Here is a 15683-nt window from a genome sequence, read left to right as displayed (position 1 = left end):
GGGGAATGAAGACTTTTTATCGTTTCCTTGTAACCTTAGGGCTCCTTTTGGTGGGTTTTATAGCAGCCCTGGCCCTCCTGGTTCATATCTATTTGAAGCCCGAAAAGATCCGCAATCTTACGATCTCCAAAGCCGAGACCCTTCTCGGGCGCAAGGTAGAACTCCAAAAAATTGAAGTAGGCTTATTTAAAGGGATACTCCTTAAAGGGCTGACCATAAAGGAAAGCGATGGTCAAACGGATTTTGTCCGCCTCAAGGGCCTAAGGGTCAAGTTTCGATTACTTCCTCTATTGAGGAAGAAGGTTGTTATTACCAAGGCCGAAATCGATAGTCCCTACCTCCGGGTGGTAAAGGATAGAAAAGGGGTCTTCAACTGGGAAACCCTGAAAATTCTCAAAAAAGAAGATACCCGCAGGGAGAATGGGGAATCTGCCGCGTCTTCTAGGGGGAAGGCTTTCGGTAAAGCCGTTTTGACCTTGCTAATCCCGAATTTAGAGGTTCGAAACGGCAAGTTGCTTTTCAAGGACGAGACCGGAGACCTTCCCGAGATGGAGATCCCCTTTGAAGTCAAGGCTTCTTTGAGTCCGGAAGGGCTTTCTGCCAGAGCTGATTTTGAACTCTTCAAGGAACCTTTTAGGCTGGTGGTTAAAGTAAAGGACTACCTGTCTGCCCCTGAGCTCGAAGTCAATCTTTCTGGCCAGACCTTGGACCTTAATCCTTTTCTCAAGGGAAGCGGGTTTGAGAAAAGGCAGGTTTCGCAGGCCGGGACATCCCGATCGAGTTCTCTATCCTCGACTATTTTTATACCGGTGGCTAAGGCCCGGGTAGAGATAACCTTGACGAAGATTATCTATCGGAAACTAGCTCTCCTTAACTCGCGACTTATAGCTACCTTTAGAGACGGCAAACTTACTTCAGACTTTCAGGGAGAGGTGGCTGGAGGCAAGGTAAGGGACCACCTAGAGGCCGATCTCAGAACACGTGTCCCTTCTTGGAAAGTGAGGAAGACCGGGGTCGGTATCGAGGTGGCTGAAATTCTTTCCGGCCTTCACCCTGATCTGCCCGGCAAAATTAATGGCCAAATCAGCTATGAGGGGGAGTTTGCCGGAGCTGGCCTGAGCCTTGAGGAGGTCAAGAGAACGCTTGCCGGTCAAGGTGGTTTTGAGGTCAAACCCCTTGAACTCTCCGGCATTCCGGCTACCGAAGTCCTGTCTCGACTCCTCAATCTCCCGGAGCTCAAGATTATTCTCTTTTCCTACGGGCGAGGAAAGTTTGAGGTCAAAGACCAACGACTCTTTCTCAAAGCTGAACTTGTAGGTCCTATGCTTTCTGCTAGCCTTCCCTCAGGCACCCTCGATTTCGAGGGGTACCTCGATATGCCCTTTGACCTCGTCTTTTCTCCAGGATTGTCCAAAAGATTGACACAGCGTCTTCCTTTTGCCAGACACTTCCTAAACGATAAGGGAGAAGTGGAGCTTACGGTCCTGGTAAAGGGGCCTTACCGCAAACCCAGAGTAATTCTTAGATCTCGGCCCTTGGAACGGAGATTAAAAGAAACAATCGAGGAAAAACTCAAGGGCCTTTTGGGTCTCTAGGAAAATCTTTCCGAGCGGAAAAATTTTCCTATTCTATAAGTACCTAGACGGGCAAAAGATCCTCCTGATAGCCGCTTTCCTTTGGATCCACTCGCTTCTCCAATGGCACATCCCTTGCATTGATTTTGGTGTCATGCGTGGACTTAAGGTCAATCCTCAACTGGGTTTATTGGAAGGGCTTGAAGCCGGGAGGCTCCTTGAGAGGCGGCTTGCGGTTACCACCAACAATCTGGCCAACGTGGACACCCCCGGTTTCAAGCGTGAGGCCCTTTCCTTTCGCGAGGTCTTCATGCGGAAGATTGGGCCCCGGTACCAGCGAATCTTCAAGGAGACTACCCAAAGGACCATCTTTGAACAAGGTGAACTCGAGCCTACTGGAAATCCTTTGGATCTAGCCATTGTTGGAGAGGGCTTTTTCAAGGTTCAGACTCCCCAGGGGATAGCCTACACCCGGGCCGGTAACTTCCGGATCGATCGGGATCGCCGCTTGGTAACCCCGGAGGGCTATCCAGTGTTGGCCAACGGTGCCCCGGTGATCGTGGACCCAGGTCTGGCTCGAGGGGGGCTTATCACCCTGCCTACCGAGAAGTTTCTTATCTACGAGGATGGTACCATCTCCGTGGACGGTACCACCGTGGCTCGTCTGGACATCGTAACCTTCGATGACCTCTCTAAGCTTCGGAAACTGGGCCAAAATCTCTTTGTGGCCGAAGGGGTCCGGGAAGTCCCGGCCGAAGACTTTCAGCTCCGGCAGGGGTACCTCGAAAAATCCAATGTCAATCCTTTGACGGAAATTGTTTCTCTGATTGAGATCCATCGTGAATTTGAGGCCGTCCAAAAGGCCTTGAAGGCCTCGGACGAGGCTACCGGGCGTCTCATAGAGACGGCCTCAAGAACTTAATAAGGAGGTCAAGACATGATTAGAGGGCTCTGGAGTGCGGCTACCGGAATGCAGGGACAGCAGCTTCAGCTCGACACCATTGCCAACAATTTGGCCAACGTGAACACTCCCGGTTTCAAAAAAAGCCGGGTGGATTTTGAGGATCTGTTTTATCAAAAGCTCAAGATGGCCGGAGCGGTCACCGCGGAGGGAACTCAGGTTCCGGTAGGCATGGAAATCGGCTTAGGGGTAAGACCGGTTGCCATTCACAAGCTCTTCACTCAAGGCGAGTATCAGCAGACCAATCAGGAGTTGGATTGGGCCATCGAGGGACGGGGATTCTTTAAGGTTCTGGTGAACGGGGAGGAACTTTACACCCGGGCCGGAAACTTCAAGATCGATCGGGATGGCTACATCGTGACCGCCAACGGGGCTCGGCTACAGCCGGAGTTTGTGGTGCCCACCGGCACGGTTCGGATCGAGGTCACCCCGGACGGTATGATCACGGCCTTGGATGCCAATGGCAATACTTTGGCCCAGACCCAGCTCCTCATCTATGATTTTCCCAATCCCGCAGGTCTGGATGCCATTGGCCGGAATCTTTACCGTGCTACAGACGCTGCCGGTGATCCCATTGAGGGTAACCCCGGAACTCAGGGGCTCGGCACCATTGCTCAGGGGTATCTGGAGATGTCCAACGTGGACGTGGTGGAGGAAATGGTCAAGATGATCATTACCCAGCGGGCCTACGAGGCCAACTCCAAGGGTATTCTCACCGCGGATCAAATGCTTGAGCTTGCCAATAACCTCAAGAGGTAAGCCATGAAGACGGGGGATTTCAGGATAGGTCGGGTTCTCATCTTCTTGGGATTTCTGGCCTTGTGGTCCTTTATCGTGTTGCTTTGGGCCTCAAGTTTTGTGCATGCCAAGAGGCTTGAAGAATCCTATTTCCGAGAACTTTTCCAGAGGGTGGTGGCCGAAAGACTCCCTTGGCCGACGGAACGGATAGAAATTTTACGGTTAGCCGTGGAACCCCTTCCGGTTGAAATTCCAGACGGGGCCGAAGAAAGAATCCATTTTGTTAACCATCCTCAGGCCGGTTCCAATACTCTCCTGGTGGACTATCTCAAGGATGGTCGTTTGATCGCTCGGGTGAGGCTGGTGGGATATGTGGAGGTCCTGCTTCCGGTGGTTGTTCTTTCTAGACCGGTAGCTAGAGGGGCCATCCTTACCAAAGAGGTCTTGGCTCTTGAGCCTCGACCACTCACCAGACTTCCCCACGATGTGCTTACTGATCCTTCCCAGGCCCTCGGTAAAAGGGTCAAGTACAGCCTTTCGGCCGGAAAGGTCTTGCGACTTTCCCAAATCGAAAAGCCACCGATTATCCGGCGAAACCAGATCGTAAAAATCCTGGCCCGTACCTCTTACCTTACGGTGGTGGCCAAGGGCCAGGCCCGGCAAGACGGTCGTATGGGGGAGATCATCCGGGTCCGGAATCTCTCAAGCAAAAAAGAAATTTACGCTCGGGTAGTTTCGTCGGACACCGTGGAGGTGAGTTTCTGATGCGGTGGGCATGGTGGGCCATGATATTGGTTTTGATCCTGTCGGCGTGTACTACCACTAAGCCGGAGGCCATTGTGCCCCCTCCACCGCCGGAGGTGCCTGAGATCAAGGCCGGAAAGCCCTCTCCCGTTTCGGAGGGTTCCCTTTTTACTGAAGGCGGTGGTCTCTACTTTTTCGAAGATCACCGGGCCAGACGGGTAGGGGACTTGGTAACCATCAAGATCGTGGAAAGCTACCAGAGTTCCCAGCAAGTAAGCAACAAGGGTTCTCGGTCTACCGGGATCAAGGCCGGTATCGCAAAGCTTTTGGGATACGAGAAGGCTATGGAAGATTACAATCATCGATTCACAGCCAATCCCATGTTTGATTCCTCCTATCAATACAACTTGAACGCTCAGTCTCAAAGCCAAAGGAATACCTCTATTACGGCCACTATTACGGCTAGGGTGGTGAAAGTTTTACCCAACGGCAACTTGGTGGTGCAGGCCAAGCGGGTGGTCAAACAAGACGCCGATCTGGAATACATTGTGCTAACCGGAATCGTCAGACCCCAAGACATCGACGCCGACAACGCCGTGCTTTCCACCCAGCTTTCGGATGTCACCCTGGAATACAGCGGAAAAGGCCCCAACAAAGAGATCATAAGGGGGCCGGGCTGGGTGGCTCAGCTTCTCCATATTATCTGGCTCTTTTAGGAGGAAATTAGGTGAAGAGGGTAATGGTTTTCGTGCTTTGGTTTCTCTTACTTTTCGGGTCGGGATTGGCGGCCCGTATCAAGGACCTTGTTACGGTGGAGGGCGTAAGGAGTAATCTCCTCGTGGGTTACGGCATAGTAGTGGGTCTTAAAGGAACTGGCGACGGCGACCAGACCAAGTTTACGGTTCAGTCCATCGTGAACATGCTCGAGCGGTTCGGAATTCGGGTCCCCAGGGCTCAGGTGAAGCTCAAAAACGCGGCCGCTGTTATGGTTACCGCCGAGCTTCCCCCCTTCGTGAAGCCTGGTCAGCGGATAGATGTCCTGGTCTCTTCCATCGGAGACGCCAAAAGTCTCCAAGGAGGAACCTTGCTATTGACTCCTCTAAAAGGGCCGGATGGGCAGGTATACGCCTTGGCCCAGGGGCCAGTTTCCATCGGAGGATTCGGAGCCGGAGGAGCCGGAGCCTCGGTACAGGTCAATCATCCCACCGTGGGCCGGGTCCCCAACGGGGCCATCGTGGAGAGAACCGTTCCGGTGGATCTGAATGGTAAGGAGGCCCTCACCCTTTCTTTTCGTGAGGCAGACTTTACCACGGTTTCTCGAGCCGTTTCGGCTATCAACGCTTATCTGCATGGCCCTTTCGCTCAAGCTTTGGATGGACGCACGATTAAGCTCCTTGTACCTCCAAAGTACCGCGGACGAGTGGTGGCGTTGCTCGCAGACGTTGGTGATCTTGAGGTCGAGCCGGATGTGCCCGCTCGGGTGGTTATTGATGAACGTACCGGCACGGTGGTCATAGGCGAGAATGTGCGGGTCTCTCGGGTGGCAGTAGCCCATGGGAACCTTTCCGTGGAGATACGAGAGACCCCGCAGGTGGTTCAACCCCAGCCCTTTGCCAGGGGCGAGACCGTGGTGGTTCCCCGAACCGAGGTCAAGGCCAAAGAGGAGAAGGCCCGGGTGGTAGTGCTTGAGGAAGGGGCCAGCATCGGAGAGCTAGTGAGGGCGCTTAACGCCGTGGGGGCCACTCCCCGGGACCTCATCGCCGTGCTTCAGGCTATTAAGGCCGCCGGTGCCCTTCAGGCCGAACTGGTGATTATGTAGGGGGCATGGATATGAAGGCTTACGGTTACTATCCAACTTCTAGTTTTGAAAAATTGCGACGCTTGCAGAGTCTAGCCCAGAAAGATCCCCGTTCGGCCCTGAAAAAGGCCTGCCGAGAATTCGAGGGCCTGTTGCTTCACCAGATCCTCAAAGGGCTTGATCGTACGGTCATGCGTAGCGGATTTTTCCCGGAGGGTCTTGAGATCAAGATCTACCGGGATCTCTTTTATCAGGAGATTTCGAGAGAGCTTGCCGGACGAGGTTTGGGGCTTTCGGACCTCTTATATCGAGAGCTTTCTCGCTATCTCCCCGAAGAAAAATTTATGCCAAAGTCGAAAAATGCCGAAAAAGGAGGTAGAGATGGCTAAGAAGACCCTTCTGGAACTCAAAAAGGCCCTTGAAGAAGAACGGGAGGCCCTTCTCAAAGGGGCTATCGAAAGTGTTTTGCGCACGGCTTCTTACAAGGCGCGGCTAGTGGAAAAGGCTAAAGAAGAAGGGCTCTCCGAGGACGACCGGGAGCTTCTCGAAGAGGTTCTGAAGCTAAACGAACGTAACAAGGCCTTGATCGAGGCTGGTCTTTCCTTTATTGAGGAGGCCTTTCGGGTGCTTTCTAAATCCATGAAACCCGAGACCTTTTACTCCCACGCCGGCGAGGGAGTTTCTTCGGCTGGAGCCCAAATCATTTCCCGAGAGGCTTAGGCGTGTCCGGTATTACAAGTGCCCTGAATATTGCCAAGAACGCCCTTTTGGCTTTTCAGACTGCGGTTCATGTGACCAGTCACAACGTCTCTAATGTTGATACTGAGGGCTACAGCCGGCAGAAAATTGTAACTACTCCTTATCCACCTTCTCCATCCCCGGTAGGTCCTATCGGAAGCGGAGTCAAGATTGATCAGATCAAACGCTACTTTGATGTCTTTCTTGAGGCCAACCTTAATCTCAAACGCACGGATTTGGGCTTTTTTACTGCAGAAGAGACCGGTATGCGGCTTGTGGAGTCCATCTTCAATGAGACCGGTGAACTTGGTCTTTCGCAACTCCTCAACGACTTTTTCTCTGCCTGGCAGACGCTCTCCAACCGGCCGGAGGGGCTTCCGGAAAGGCGTTTAGTGGTGGAAAAGGGCAAGCTACTTGCGGAAAATATTTCGGAAAAATTCCGGACTTTAAAGGAGCTTGAGGACAACGTAGGCCAAAAACTTAAAAGTATTGTAGAACAAATCAATCGTTTGGCCAAGGAAATCGCAGAGATCAATTTGCAAATAACGGCGGCAGAGACTGGAGGGCATCAAGCCAACGATCTCCGTGATCAGCGGGATCGCCTGATAGCCGAACTTTCAAAGCTGGCCCCTATCCGTTACTTCGAAAACAAAGACGGGGCCTACAATGTTATCCTCGGTCGGGGTTTCAACTTGGTAGATGTAGACCGCTCCTGGGAGCTTGATCTTTCCGGGACCGAAGTTTATTGGGTGGGACACCGAGGAGAAAGGGCCCGTCTTACCAGTCAGGAAATCTCAGGCGGAGAATTTGGGGGTTGGCTGAGGATTTTGGAACAAATATCCGACGAGTGGAATCACGAATATGTCTCTTCTACCAGGGCTATTATCAAAGAAGATGGTAGTCCTCTTTTTGAGGATACTACTTTTCGAGAACTTGGTCTCTCGGTGGGGGATACCTTTGAATTTTCCGGGACGGATCATTTCGGAAACGCCGTAAGCGGTTCTTTTAGGATCGAAAGCATCGAGGATCTTGACAAGACCGTAAGGGATCTCCTTGACGAGATCGAAAAGGCCTATGGTTTTACGGTTACCGCCTATCTCAAGGATGGTCGGATCTTTATCAAGGATGCCTATCGGGGGTCAGGAGAACTTGAGTTTGCCTTTACACGTTCACCCCTCGATTTCGGACGCTTCGATGAGCCCGGTCTCAATTACCGGGTGAAGGAATTAAACCTCACCGGAAAACTTTCGGCCTTCGCCGAGGAGCTCATTCGGGCCATAAATCGGATCCACTCCGAAGGGGTTGGCCTCAAGTTCTTTACTGGGGAATTAGAGGGCACTTACCAGACCGCAGATTACATCAAGACCCTTCCTTTCTTTTTGGATCTCAACCGCAATGGTAGCCTTTTTATCTGGATTAAAGATCCCAGTGGCAACCTTACTCCGGTTAGAGTGGACTTCGAACTCCCCTCAGACGCCTTACTTACTGATGTTGCCGATCAGATTAATGCGGCTATTTTGGCCCAGGGGTTTGATCCCAATCAAACGGTTAGGGCTACCGTTCGAAATGGGCGGTTAGTCTTTCAGGCCCAGGAGGGCTGGGCCTTTGCCTTCTCCAACGACACTTCCGGTATCCTGGCCTCCACCGGCATTAACGTCTTTTTTACCGGGATAGATGCGGCCAGTATTGAGGTGAATGAACTTCTCTCGGTTCATCCGGAATACGTAGCTGCGGCACGACTTGATCGGGAGGCCTGGCGAAGCGAGATCCCTGTGACCGGTCTTTACCGGAGCCGCAAGGCCATAGTCAATCCGGATAGTCTCATCTTTTCCGAACCGGACCATACCCTTTACGTCAAGTTTTTTGATGCTCAGGGGAAGCTGGTTGAGGAGCTCGGGGTGGATGTGGCTTCTGGGGATAGTCTTGCAGACATCTTGGATAAACTGGATGCCCTAGAAGGCTTGCGGGCCTATATAGATGTGGAGGGACGCCTTGTTCTGGGCCTCGATCCGAACAGTTCCAAATCGTACGCCTATTTTGAACTCGGTGTGGAGGATCCGAATACTACGGGTTCTTTTTTGGCCTACCTTCGGGATGAGGGAGTATGGGTGCCGCAGTATATACATACCGGAGATCCTGTAAACGATTCTCAAATCTTTTCCGGACTCGAACCTTTGGTAAAGCCTACGCAGTACGTAGGAAATATCGGAAGCCTTGACCCCGCTTCTTTAAGTTTTTCGGGAACGCTTACGATACGCTATTTCAATTCTCAGGGGGAAGAAGTGGGCTCAGAAACTTTTTCTGGAGCCACCAATCTTCAGGATCTGATAACGGCCATCGATGGAAGCACCAATCTAAAGGCCTATATAGATCACGGCCAGGTGGTCATGGCTCTAGATAAAGGCGGAGCTCCCCCGGAAATAGCCTATTTTGTGATCGAAAGCGACGATACGGCCCGTTCTTGGGGAAAAATAAAGCTCGATGCCGGAACACCTTATGAGCTAACCTTTACCATGGGTACCCTTGAGAACTGGGTCTATGATGAAACTGGCAAGCCCATTGATACCGATACCGCCAATAAAGTGGTGGATCCTTTCCGGGTGACTCTTACTACCGACCAGGGGCTCATCCAAATCGTCAACAAATACAACGCCACCGAAAACGCCCGCTGGGGGCTTTCGGCCGAGATCGACGCCAACGGACGCTTACTCGTAAAGACTACCGGTCTTTACGACACCCGCAGCTTTGTGGTCACCGATGCCTTTCGCCGGGAGGCCTTTTCCGGAACCGTGTACGCCAACCGTTTTGATTCCGACACCAATACTTGGTATTTCCTTACGGACGAGGCGGTCTCCACGGGCGACAGCTTTTCCCCCCAGGACATCGTGATCAATTACCAGGACGCCGACAACAATATCGTGCACACCGAAACCCTTAGTTTTGGAGCCAGCTTTACCCTCAACGATTTCATCTCTCAGCTCCGTTCCCTAGACTCAGACGGTGACGGTCAGGCGGATTTTGAGGTAAAGGAGGATGATTCCGGCAGGCTCGTGATCCGTGTAAAGGACTCTGATCGCAACAACGACGGGCGGCCTGATTGGGTACGTTTTAGACTGGAATCCAGTTTAGGAACCACAGAGGAAGGTAATCTGGCTACCTATCTGGCGCGAAGGGTCTTCGGACGAACACAGGCGTTGGCCGATACCCTTCAGGGCTTCGATATTAAGTCTGGAGACAACCGCAACGCCTTGAGAATTTCGGATCTTTCAGACTCCAAACGGGAAGCCTTGGGCGAAGCCAGCCTGTACGACTACTACACTGCGGTGGTTGGTGAGATCGGCGTGGCCGGGAAACGGGTTTCCGAGGCCAAGACCTTTATGGAAGATCTTATCAAACAGCTCCAGCTTATGCGGGATTCCATCTCCGCGGTCTCTTTGGACGAGGAGATGGCCAACCTCATGAAGTATCAGCAGGCCTTTGCGGCGGCGGCCAAACTTCTGACTACTACGGACGAGATGCTCATGACTTTGATCGAGTCCAAGCGTTAGGGGGATAACTCATGCGTCTTAGTTTGAGGACTATCTACGGCGGTCTTCTTACCGATCTCGAGCATATTACGGAGGACATCTACAAATATCAGACGCAGATCGCTACGGGCAAAAAGTATACCCGGCCTTCAGAGGCTCCGGTGGAGCTTTCTTACGCCCTTGGCTACCGTAAGGCCCTTAAAGAGATTGAGCGCTATCAGGAAAGTATCCGCGAAGCCAAGAGTTTCCTTCGCACCGTGGAAGGGGCCCTTGACGGTTTAAAAAAGGTGGTCGAGCGAGCCAAGGAACTGGCCCTAGAGGGCGCCAACGATATCCAGAACGCAAGCACCCGCCAGGCCATCGCCGCGGAGATCGAAGGCCTGCTTGAGGAAGCCCTAGCCCTGGCCAACACCCAGCACGGCGACCGCTATGTCTTTGCCGGCAACCGTCCATCAGGTTATCCCGAAGGGGAGAGGCCTTTTGAACTGATTAAGGAGACTCTCCCCAACGGAGAAGTGGTGGAACGGGTGGTCTATAACGGAGGTTCTGAGGACTTCTATATGGGCTACACCCAAGGGAGGAAGATCCTGATTGCCCATAACGGAGAAGAGGTCCTCATGGCTTCCGAATTGTTTCAGACCCTAATTGGCCTAAAGAAGACCCTTTCCGCCAACAACGTTCCCGATCCTAGAAAGGAGATCGAGGACATCCAAACCCACATCGGTCGTCTTGATCGAGTACTGAACCATATTTTAGAGGAACGTTCGGCCCTCGGAGCTCGGATGGATCACTTGGAACTCAAGGACAATCTTTATCTAGGGCTCAAAGACGTGCTCATCGGTAACCTGGGCGAGGTGGAAGAGGCCGACTACCTCGAGGCCGTGACCAATTTAAACGCCAAGCGCACCGCTTACGAAGCCGCCTTAAAGGCTGCCACGCAGACCATGGGACTCAGTTTGGTGAATTTCATTTAAGGGAATTGGTAGGAGCGGGCTTTATACCCGCCCCTAATAAATCCGCATCCTACAAGTTGTGGGACAATAATAAGTAACGCAACTGTTGAAAAAAAGTGTGGAGACGTTCGCGTATTTCCGATAATCCGGAAAGCCCCGTCTCATAATCAGCCTTTAGGGCTTCGGCCTCTAGGAGAAGCTCCTCCAGAAGAGCCGCACACTCCCGAGCCTCCTCAAGGCTAAGACCCTTCAAGGGAAGGGCTTGGAAATGTCTGAAGTCTTCGAGAAGACGATCCAGATCCTTTTGGGCTAGGTCCTCCTTACAGCGTAGCAACCACTCCCTGAGACTGGGCATCTGGGGTCTTCCTCACGGCCTGCGGCCCGGCGTTTCCGTTCACCTTAACCTCCTTTTCCACATCCTGCCAGGCCTCTCGAAGTTCCTCAAGGATCTTGATCATTTTCCTTACGATCTCGGGATTGTCTTTGGCGCTGAGGGTGACCAGCTCATTAAGAAGCGAGTCGTAGATTTCGTGAAGCTTTTGGGCGATCTCGCCCCCTTTTTCAAAGTTAAGGGTGCCGTCCAAGGTGGCGATGATATCCGCGGCCTTGGAAAGGGCTTCGAGTTTTTTCTGAAGCTCCTCAGGGTCTTCCTCTTTCTTTTCCATGAATTCCAAGGCCGTCTTGAGGCTCGATATGGCCCGATCATAGAGCAATACCACCAACCTTACGGGGCTTGCCGTCTTTACCATGTTTTCAAGGTAAGGATTAGTCGTCATTTTTTATTACCTCCCCACATTTGTGATAAGGTTACGATGTAGTCCTGAAGCCTCTGAATGGTGTTTTGGGCCTCGTTCATGAAGACCTCTAGCTTGCCGTACTCTTGCCTGAGCCGTGCCTCCTCGCGGGCCAGTTGTTCTTGAATCTTCTGGGCCTCTTCTTCAATCCTATTGATTTGATCTTCGTACTGCGAGGAGAGGCTTCCCAAGTAATTCGTTTCTATCTCTAGATACTGGCTGTAGCCAGTTTTTAGCTGGCTAAGGGTGTTTTTGACTTCCTCCGCGTTGGTTTCCAGAAGTTGGTTCAAGTTCTCGGTGTTGATGGAGATATGGCCCGTGTCGTCGAACTCGATAAGGCCTTTTTCGATTAAGGGCTCAAGGAGATTGGAGAGTGAAGATTCCAAGGAATTTACAAAATTTTCGCCCAAGAAGATACCGGTCTTGAGGTCCGTGAATTCCCGGATCTTGTCGATAATCTGGTTGTAGTTTTGGGCGAAGTTATTGAGAAATCCTGAAACCTGGGAATAGTCCTCGGAGATGGAGATCTGGGCTGTGCCTGCGGCCTTAGCCGTAAGGGTCACGCCTGAAATGAGGTTCTCGAAGGTGTTGGTGGGGCTGTAGACCGGACTCCCGGTCCCCACCTGGAGCTGTGCGTTCTTGCCCTCTTGGATGACATTGGTGTCAAGGGCTCCGAGTTCCGTGGGCAAAGCCCCGGAAGAGATTTCTATGGCATAGGTGCCGCCTACGGTGTCGGTCTCAACCGTAGAGGCCCCTTCATCGGCTTCGGAAAGAAGCAACTTGTACGTGCTGCCGTCGAAGTATACACTGGCTTCCACCCGGCTCTGGGCGGAGTTGATGGCGTTTACTAGATCCTCGAGCGTTCCGCCTCCGAAGTCGATGGTGTATTCCTCGTAGCTTGTGCCGGTGAGGTTGTACCGCAGGGTGAAGGTAGCGGTGCTCAAGATAGTGGTAAGGTCCGAGACCCCGGTACTTGAAACGCGGATTTCCTTCTGGGCAAGCTGGGAGACCGTAACATCGAAGGAGATGTCCGGGGCGGTCTGATCCACCGACACGGAAACCACGTCGGTATTCGAGGAAGTTCCACTCTTGGCCTTGAAGAGCTCTTCGATATTGGCATCCGTAAAGAAAGTCTCCAACGAATCGACCGTGGATTTTAGGTCGTCTATGGATTGCTTTTTGACCTGAAGGATTTGCTCTTTCTGGGCCAGGACTTCAAGGGGACGGGCCTTGAGTTGCATGATCCTTTCCACTATGCCCGCAGAATCGAAGGCCCCTGTCAAATTACTAAGATAAATTTCTCCTGCCATTCCGGCCCCCTACCTTATCAATTTCTACTCTACTTATCGGCTAAAGACCTTGGAGACTTAAATGCTAGTTCCCACCTTAGAAAGGGATCAACTCCTCCCCTTGTAAGGGGAGGCCGGGTGGGGGTCTTGGAACTCCCCTGCTCCCCCTTCCAAAGGGGAGAAATCTCTATAAGAAACCGTAATAATAAAATACTAAAAAAAGGATCCGGGGGAACTCCCTAGCGAAAACGGGAAGTTTTTAGAGGTCTTTTTAGTTATAATATACCCTTATTTCAAGAAAACATTCCAAAAACCGAAATTTATTCCTTTTTGCAACCTATTTACACTTTTTTGTTCACCAAAACCCCTAACATTTGATCGATGTTCTTCATAATCTTGAGCAGATACTCCGGAGGAATTTGCCGAATGACCTGGTTGGTTTCCTTGTCCACAATTTTTACTACCGGAATGTCTAACTCATCGTCTATCTCGATCTTGAGATATTTACTGAAGAGATCGAATTTCTTTTTGAGCTCTTCAATGAGTTTTTTCAGCTCTTGAGAGTTTATTTCCGTATTTTGAGACTTTTGTCTGGAGGGTTTTTTAAAAGGGGCAACACCGGTTCTCAAAATACTAAAAGCTTCCTCATTCGAGATGGCCTTCCCTTTTGCCGGGGCCCTTATTTCGGGGGAAACGGCCTGACTCATACTTGCTAGCACTTTCATTTCTACGCCCCCGCTCCAATATTAAAAAAACCCGGCCCCAGGTGGGGCCGGGGCTAGTTAGATTATCGGAGAAGCTGGAGTACCAGCTGCGGCAACTGGTTGGCCTGGGCCAGCATCGCGATACCGCTCTGCATCCGAATCTGGAAGGTGGTGAATCGGCTCATCTCTTCGGCATAGTCCACGTTCCGGATGACGTTCTCGGCCTCCTTGGTGTTGTCGTAGGCTGTCTTCTGGGCATCATAGATGGACTGCAGGTTGTTCATGATGGCACCAATCTGGGAGCGGACCTTATCCACTTTTTGAAGAGCTTTCTCCACAACGAGCAAGTAAGTTTCAGCATTACTATTACTGGAAACATCAATGGCCGTAATAGAGGTTAATCCCACATTAGTTCCACTGGTATCGGTAAAATTAAATCCTACATTTCCACTAGTAGTTCCAGAGACACCAGCATATTCAAAAAGAAAGCTATCAATTCCACCAATATTAATGGTTCCTACCTTCACTTGACCACCGTACTCCGAAGTACCAGCTGCCAAAGCACTTGCCACTTGGAGAGCATTATTTCCCCCTTGTAAAAGTTGGCTAAAATCTATGGTGACATCAGGCGCCGCACTTGTGCCGGCAGGGGCCGTAACTTGAGCTTCAATACCAATAGTTTCTCCATCATTGGTGGTTAGCTGAAGTTTTCCATCGCTATTGGTTGCTACAATCGGAGCTCCAGCAGCCCCAGCAGCGGTATTAATACGATTCACTAAAGTATCAAGATCAGCTATATTCTTAGAAACAGTAGTAGAACCAGCTGCAACCGTAATTGTCCCGAGTTGTACTTGAAAAGAAGTTGAACCATCTCCTATATAAAAATTCAGGTAAACAGTAAAAGTTTCATCACTAGCACCGGCCGCTGCAGTAGCACTAGCATTTACTACATTGGCTGTATTGTAAGTAGTATCCGCAGTACTAGTGTTAGAAGCTGTAGCTGTGATCCCAAGATTGCTTAAAGTATCATTGCTATTAATAGCGTCGGCTAGACTTTTGGCGTCAATCAAATAGTTAGTAGTAGCATCTCCCTGATAAACCGTTGTCCCAGCAATTCTTACATATTCACTAGTCCCGGAAAGAACAAAATTATTGGCTACAGTATTAACATTAGCAGTAAAATTAGCTAGACTTCCTCCACTGGTTTGGGCTTCAAATTTAGTACTAACCCCTCCGTTTCCGGTCTCAAGATAAGCTCCTAGCTGGGAAGCCCTCATGTTAGATATATTAACGGTAACCGTCTGATCTTTCCTGGCGCCATAGTGGATTTTTTTGCCCTGGAAATCTCCGTTCAAAAGGTGAATCCCGTTATACTCGGTGTCTGCAGCGATTTTATCGATGGCATCTCTAAAATTATCAATTTCCCGTTGAAGAGCCGCCCTAGCGTTTACATCGTTAATATCATTCGCAGCACTTTCAACCCTTGTATACATAGCTTGAAGCTTGGTGAAAATCTGTCCTAAACTGTTCTCCGCAATCCGGAGAGCCGAAAGTCCGGTTTGAATATTCTGGTTACCTTGATAAAGACCGGCCGCCACCACCGAGAGCTGGTCGGCGATGAAAAGCCCCGCCGCGTCGTCCTGCGCTGAAAGGATACGTAATCCCGTAGAAAGGCGCAGGAGCGACTGGTTCATCATTCTTTCGTTGGCCTTCAACGCCGTGTGCGTTGAAGCACTTTCGTAGTTGAAGTTAATTCTTAAGGCCATGGCTACACCTCCTAGCTTTGTTTTCCTTTTTATCTGCCTTTCTGTTATACGTATCGGAAGTGGTGGGAAAAACTTTAAAGACCCTTGGACCCTCCCT

At 51.0% G+C, this 15683-nt stretch carries 15 protein-coding genes; 10 read left to right on the top strand and 5 right to left on the bottom strand.

Features of this window, described 5'->3' with window-relative positions; genetic code table 11:
- Nucleotides 1-5 precede the first annotated feature (5 nt).
- From TDIS_RS06920 to flgL, 10 genes are all read left to right on the top strand, one after another.
- Nucleotides 6-1595 carry an AsmA family protein gene (locus tag TDIS_RS06920; RefSeq protein WP_068670685.1) on the top strand — a complete coding sequence of 530 codons (1590 nt, stop codon included), beginning with the start codon at nucleotides 6-8 and terminating at the stop codon, nucleotides 1593-1595.
- A gap of 133 nt (nucleotides 1596-1728) precedes the next feature.
- Entirely contained in the window at nucleotides 1729-2496 is a 768-nt protein-coding gene (gene flgF, locus TDIS_RS06915; protein ID WP_068670683.1) for a flagellar basal-body rod protein FlgF, read from the top strand.
- A gap of 15 nt (nucleotides 2497-2511) precedes the next feature.
- Nucleotides 2512-3294, top strand: a complete 783-nt coding sequence (flgG, locus tag TDIS_RS06910) for a flagellar basal-body rod protein FlgG (RefSeq protein WP_068670681.1) — start codon at nucleotides 2512-2514, stop codon at nucleotides 3292-3294.
- Nucleotides 3295-3297: 3 nt separating this feature from the next.
- Nucleotides 3298-4038: a flagellar basal body P-ring formation chaperone FlgA gene (gene flgA / locus TDIS_RS06905; protein ID WP_068670679.1), complete on the top strand. Its 741-nt coding sequence runs from the start codon at nucleotides 3298-3300 to the stop codon at nucleotides 4036-4038.
- The gene (locus tag TDIS_RS06900; RefSeq protein ID WP_068670677.1) at nucleotides 4038-4733 is read left to right on the top strand and encodes a flagellar basal body L-ring protein FlgH; all 696 of its coding nucleotides are present in this window, start codon (nucleotides 4038-4040) and stop codon (nucleotides 4731-4733) included. Before flgA ends, TDIS_RS06900 begins: the two co-directional genes overlap by 1 nt.
- A gap of 23 nt (nucleotides 4734-4756) precedes the next feature.
- Nucleotides 4757-5836 (top strand): flagellar basal body P-ring protein FlgI, encoded by a 1080-nt coding sequence (locus tag TDIS_RS06895; RefSeq protein ID WP_068670798.1) that lies wholly within the window; start codon nucleotides 4757-4759, stop codon nucleotides 5834-5836.
- 11 nt (nucleotides 5837-5847) lie between these two features.
- Nucleotides 5848-6204, top strand: coding sequence for a rod-binding protein (locus TDIS_RS06890; protein ID WP_068670675.1), 357 nt, complete (start codon nucleotides 5848-5850; stop codon nucleotides 6202-6204).
- A complete protein-coding gene (locus TDIS_RS06885) occupies nucleotides 6197-6535 on the top strand; it encodes a hypothetical protein (RefSeq protein WP_068670673.1) in 339 nt (112 codons plus the stop codon). Before TDIS_RS06890 ends, TDIS_RS06885 begins: the two co-directional genes overlap by 8 nt.
- A gap of 2 nt (nucleotides 6536-6537) precedes the next feature.
- The gene (gene flgK, locus TDIS_RS06880; protein WP_068670671.1) at nucleotides 6538-10101 is read left to right on the top strand and encodes a flagellar hook-associated protein FlgK; all 3564 of its coding nucleotides are present in this window, start codon (nucleotides 6538-6540) and stop codon (nucleotides 10099-10101) included.
- An 11-nt stretch (nucleotides 10102-10112) separates the two neighbouring features.
- Complete coding sequence (flgL, locus tag TDIS_RS06875) at nucleotides 10113-11054, top strand: flagellar hook-associated protein FlgL (protein WP_068670669.1); 942 nt, start codon at nucleotides 10113-10115, stop codon at nucleotides 11052-11054.
- A 49-nt stretch (nucleotides 11055-11103) separates the two neighbouring features.
- Here flgL and TDIS_RS06870 read toward each other — a convergent pair whose 3' ends face one another.
- The 5 genes from TDIS_RS06870 to TDIS_RS06850 form a co-directional block, all read right to left on the bottom strand.
- Nucleotides 11104-11388, bottom strand: a complete 285-nt coding sequence (locus TDIS_RS06870; RefSeq protein ID WP_153303799.1) for a hypothetical protein — start codon at nucleotides 11386-11388, stop codon at nucleotides 11104-11106.
- Nucleotides 11354-11809 (bottom strand): flagellar export chaperone FliS, encoded by a 456-nt coding sequence (gene fliS / locus TDIS_RS06865; RefSeq protein WP_068670665.1) that lies wholly within the window; start codon nucleotides 11807-11809, stop codon nucleotides 11354-11356. The genes TDIS_RS06870 and fliS overlap by 35 nt, the downstream gene beginning before the upstream one ends.
- On the bottom strand, nucleotides 11806-13137 hold the full coding sequence (fliD, locus tag TDIS_RS06860) for a flagellar filament capping protein FliD (protein WP_068670663.1): 1332 nt from the start codon (nucleotides 13135-13137) through the stop codon (nucleotides 11806-11808). The genes fliS and fliD overlap by 4 nt, the downstream gene beginning before the upstream one ends.
- 320 nt (nucleotides 13138-13457) lie before the next feature.
- On the bottom strand, nucleotides 13458-13841 hold the full coding sequence (locus tag TDIS_RS06855) for a flagellar protein FlaG (protein WP_153303798.1): 384 nt from the start codon (nucleotides 13839-13841) through the stop codon (nucleotides 13458-13460).
- 62 nt (nucleotides 13842-13903) lie between these two features.
- Complete coding sequence (locus TDIS_RS06850; protein ID WP_068670661.1) at nucleotides 13904-15586, bottom strand: flagellin N-terminal helical domain-containing protein; 1683 nt, start codon at nucleotides 15584-15586, stop codon at nucleotides 13904-13906.
- Between the last annotated feature and the right edge of the window lie 97 nt (nucleotides 15587-15683).

The sequence above is a fragment of the Thermosulfurimonas dismutans genome (assembly GCF_001652585.1).
Taxonomy (GTDB): domain Bacteria; phylum Desulfobacterota; class Thermodesulfobacteria; order Thermodesulfobacteriales; family Thermodesulfobacteriaceae; genus Thermosulfurimonas; species Thermosulfurimonas dismutans.
The sequence above is the reverse complement of the archived record's forward strand: the minus strand, read 5'-3'. Positions and strand labels throughout refer to the sequence as shown.

Bases quoted from the DNA above. Each gene is read 5' to 3' on its own strand.
- TDIS_RS06920 (WP_068670685.1), top strand. From the start codon at position 6: ATGAAGACTTTTTATCGTTTCCTTGTAACCTTAGGGCTCCTTTTGGTG.
- flgF (WP_068670683.1), top strand. From the start codon at position 1,729: ATGCGTGGACTTAAGGTCAATCCTCAACTGGGTTTATTGGAAGGGCTT.
- flgG (WP_068670681.1), top strand. From the start codon at position 2,512: ATGATTAGAGGGCTCTGGAGTGCGGCTACCGGAATGCAGGGACAGCAG.
- flgA (WP_068670679.1), top strand. From the start codon at position 3,298: ATGAAGACGGGGGATTTCAGGATAGGTCGGGTTCTCATCTTCTTGGGA.
- TDIS_RS06900 (WP_068670677.1), top strand. From the start codon at position 4,038: ATGCGGTGGGCATGGTGGGCCATGATATTGGTTTTGATCCTGTCGGCG.
- TDIS_RS06895 (WP_068670798.1), top strand. From the start codon at position 4,757: ATGGTTTTCGTGCTTTGGTTTCTCTTACTTTTCGGGTCGGGATTGGCG.
- TDIS_RS06890 (WP_068670675.1), top strand. From the start codon at position 5,848: ATGAAGGCTTACGGTTACTATCCAACTTCTAGTTTTGAAAAATTGCGA.
- TDIS_RS06885 (WP_068670673.1), top strand. From the start codon at position 6,197: ATGGCTAAGAAGACCCTTCTGGAACTCAAAAAGGCCCTTGAAGAAGAA.
- flgL (WP_068670669.1), top strand. From the start codon at position 10,113: ATGCGTCTTAGTTTGAGGACTATCTACGGCGGTCTTCTTACCGATCTC.
- TDIS_RS06870 (WP_153303799.1), bottom strand. From the start codon at position 11,388: ATGCCCAGTCTCAGGGAGTGGTTGCTACGCTGTAAGGAGGACCTAGCC.
- fliS (WP_068670665.1), bottom strand. From the start codon at position 11,809: ATGACGACTAATCCTTACCTTGAAAACATGGTAAAGACGGCAAGCCCC.
- fliD (WP_068670663.1), bottom strand. From the start codon at position 13,137: ATGGCAGGAGAAATTTATCTTAGTAATTTGACAGGGGCCTTCGATTCT.
- TDIS_RS06855 (WP_153303798.1), bottom strand. From the start codon at position 13,841: ATGAAAGTGCTAGCAAGTATGAGTCAGGCCGTTTCCCCCGAAATAAGG.
- TDIS_RS06850 (WP_068670661.1), bottom strand. From the start codon at position 15,586: ATGGCCTTAAGAATTAACTTCAACTACGAAAGTGCTTCAACGCACACG.